Genomic DNA, 2,888 nt, shown 5'->3' with positions numbered 1-2,888 from the left:
ATCCCTAATAAAGCATTTATTTATTGAAGGTATTACCGTATTATGACTTATCGTATTACTGCAAGATTACCTAAATTCGTGAAAAAATCACTAGAATATAAGTTGGTAAAACAAGCTTTAACTACATCCAAAAGAGTTCTCCCTCCTTACTCCTCCAAGTTCTCAAAAAGGAAGTATAAACAGTATCAGCTCTTTGTCATCCTCTTATACAAGGCTTGGATAAACGTAAGTTATCGAGATGTCATAGAGGTAATATCTTCTAACCCCGCGTTAGTCACCCTTTTGTCCCTCTCTGATATACCTCACTTTACAACAATACAGAAGTTTTGTAAGAGGATAAATGAAAAACTCATTGAATATGTCTTTAACAAGGTTGTGAAGTCTTTCCTAGGTTTGCTGGGAAACATAATCATAATTGACAGCACTGGTTTTTCCGTCAATTATCACTCTTTTTATTACGACAAGAGGCTTAACGATTTTGGCAGGAAAGTAAAGAGAAAGTACGTCAAAACAACGATAGTCGTTGATGAAAAATCGCAGATAGTAGTTGCATTTGATGTTCATTTTGGGGAGATTCACGATTCAAAGGAGTTTAAGAAGGTGTTGGAAAACATGGACAAGGAATTAGTTAGTAAGTTCAAAATCATCATTGGTGATAAGGGATATGACTCTGAGGAAAACCACATTATTGCCAAGAGATATGACCTTCAAGCAATAATACCAACAAGGAACAAGGATGTACCAATACATCGAACTAAAGGGGAGAATAGGAAGAGGATGAAAAAGCATTTGCCAGAAGAGTACAATAGAAGGCCAATAGTTGAGACTGTGCATTCAGCAATAAAGAGGAAGAGCGGTTCTTTTGTTAGGTCAAAAATACCAGAGTTGACTGAAAAGGAGATTGCGTTAAAGATAATAGCGTATAACATAAGGAGAACAATAATCATAAATAATTCTATATTTATTATTGTTATTTATAGGTTTTCTACAGAGCTTTTGTAAGGATAAATTTTTTAAAGGGGGCTATATTCATTGTGAATAAAACAGAACAAAAATACACTTTTCTAATATTGTGTCGTTCTTAAGTATTATCAATATCATCTCTATGTCGTCCCCAGGTGTGGCATTACTGATTTAAATCGCAAGGTTAATTGAGATTACCCCCTCATTATATTAAGGCTTATACTTACTTACTAATTTATAATTACTTTTGAGAAAAAGTTTCATAAAACTTTCTTGATTATGCTCCATGTGCGGGAAGTAAATGGCTTAACCCAATGGAATGCTCATGTCGTTCTCCTCGACTGAGCTCTATGCGGTTTGGTTGAACCTGATGACACCTCACCTAGCGTCAACCCAGACCACGAAATTAAAAGTATCAAGGAATACCTAAGAATGACATGGTCGGGGAAACGCGTATAATTATAATTAAAAACTGTTCTGTCTGATACGTTATGGGAAAATAACGATATAATTAATATAACATGTGTGGCATTTACAGGCATAATCGCATAATTATCCTTTATCAGAAGAGGAAGTATTCTAGAACGTAAAAGTAAACATGTGATTGTTGTCGACTTCATAAAAGAAATAATACACTTTATAAACATTTCAGAGAATATACTATCGTGAGTGAAGTAATCTCTGTAAGAGTGAGTAAAAAGCTGAAACAAGAATTAGAGGAACTTGGAATCGACTATGCGGATAAAGTCAGACAATATCTTGAAGAACTAGTTATGAGGGAAAGGAGAATGAGGGCTTTAGAGAAGATTGATAAGCTGAAAAAAGAAATAAAGGGGGGAAGGCCTTTTTATGAAGATGTCAGGGAAGATAGGGATAGCAGATGATTGTAGTTGATACTTCAGCTCTAGGTACAATAATTTTTTCGGAGAAGTACGGAGAACTAGTTGAAGAGTTTATCAGAAATGAAGATAAAATATTGACATTAGACTTAGTTTATTATGAGTTCGCTAATGCTATAAGAAAAAGAATTAGTAGGAGAGAGTTATCAGCAGATAAAGGCAGAGAGATTTTTGAATATTTTAAAGAATTAATGAGTGGTTTTAAAATCCATTCTTATTCTGAAGTTGTTGATGATGCTTTTGATTTAGCACTAAAGAATAACATAACTGTATTTGATGCGTCGTTTGTCGTATTAGCAATAAAGAGTAATTGTTGACTTTTAACAACAGATCTTAGGTTGTTTAATAACTCTGCTTTAAAGGACTTATTTGTTGATATAACCAGATGAAAAATAGGAAAATCCCTTTTAATGAAAAATTTGAGATTCTATTGATTAAAGCAGTTGTGACATCATTTTTAGCAAATCGTTTTATTTCATTAAGGTTAATGTTATTTCTGGAAAGTCATTGTATTTGGAACACGAGAAAGCGTGATGTATTAAAAATCTTTCGTAAATCAAGAGATTATTATCTGCTAAAATATTTTTATTTTATATATTCTCTTTTTGGAAAGAAGTTTTTATTTTTATCTCTTTATTCTCTGTTCAACTAGTTTCAACATCTTTTAATAATTTTTTGATAATCCCTTTTTACAACTGAACTATTTATATTTTGGATCTTCAGTCATCGTATTATATTTAAATTACCATAACTGTATTTACTATTTCATGCAATATTCTCATACTTAATTAGTACTGCATACTTTGTAATCTCGAACAATATAATAACTAAAAAATCCTATAAACAAATATATAGTGTTATATTATATTTAGATTTTGACCTCGGTTGATTATTAGGCAGTATTTGCCGATACCGAAACAGACAGATAATGAATTTTGGACAGTAGAGAGAATTGAGCATATTCGTAAACTTGCATTAACTGGTAAACCTCAAAAAATTTTTCCCCAGTGGAATTCTTTAAGGATT

General features: G+C 32.1%; 3 protein-coding genes. All 3 read left to right on the top strand.

Going from position 1 to position 2,888, the window contains the following annotated elements:
* Positions 1-42: 42 nt before the first annotated feature.
* The 3 genes from AC3OCB_RS06660 to AC3OCB_RS06650 all read left to right on the top strand — a co-directional run bounded on the left by AC3OCB_RS06660 (position 43) and on the right by AC3OCB_RS06650 (position 2,179).
* A complete protein-coding gene (locus AC3OCB_RS06660; RefSeq protein WP_498341556.1) occupies positions 43-1,002 on the top strand; it encodes an IS5 family transposase in 960 nt (319 codons plus the stop codon).
* A gap of 623 nt (positions 1,003-1,625) precedes the next feature.
* Positions 1,626-1,847 carry an AF_0619 family ribbon-helix-helix protein gene (locus tag AC3OCB_RS06655; RefSeq protein WP_498341557.1) on the top strand — a complete coding sequence of 74 codons (222 nt, stop codon included), beginning with the start codon at positions 1,626-1,628 and terminating at the stop codon, positions 1,845-1,847.
* Positions 1,844-2,179 (top strand): type II toxin-antitoxin system VapC family toxin, encoded by a 336-nt coding sequence (locus AC3OCB_RS06650; RefSeq protein ID WP_498341555.1) that lies wholly within the window; start codon positions 1,844-1,846, stop codon positions 2,177-2,179. The genes AC3OCB_RS06655 and AC3OCB_RS06650 overlap by 4 nt, the downstream gene beginning before the upstream one ends.
* Positions 2,180-2,888: the final 709 nt, after the last annotated feature.

This window comes from Sulfurisphaera sp. (assembly GCF_059755235.1).
Note: the sequence above shows the minus strand (reverse complement) of the source record. Positions and strands in the feature narration are given on the sequence as shown.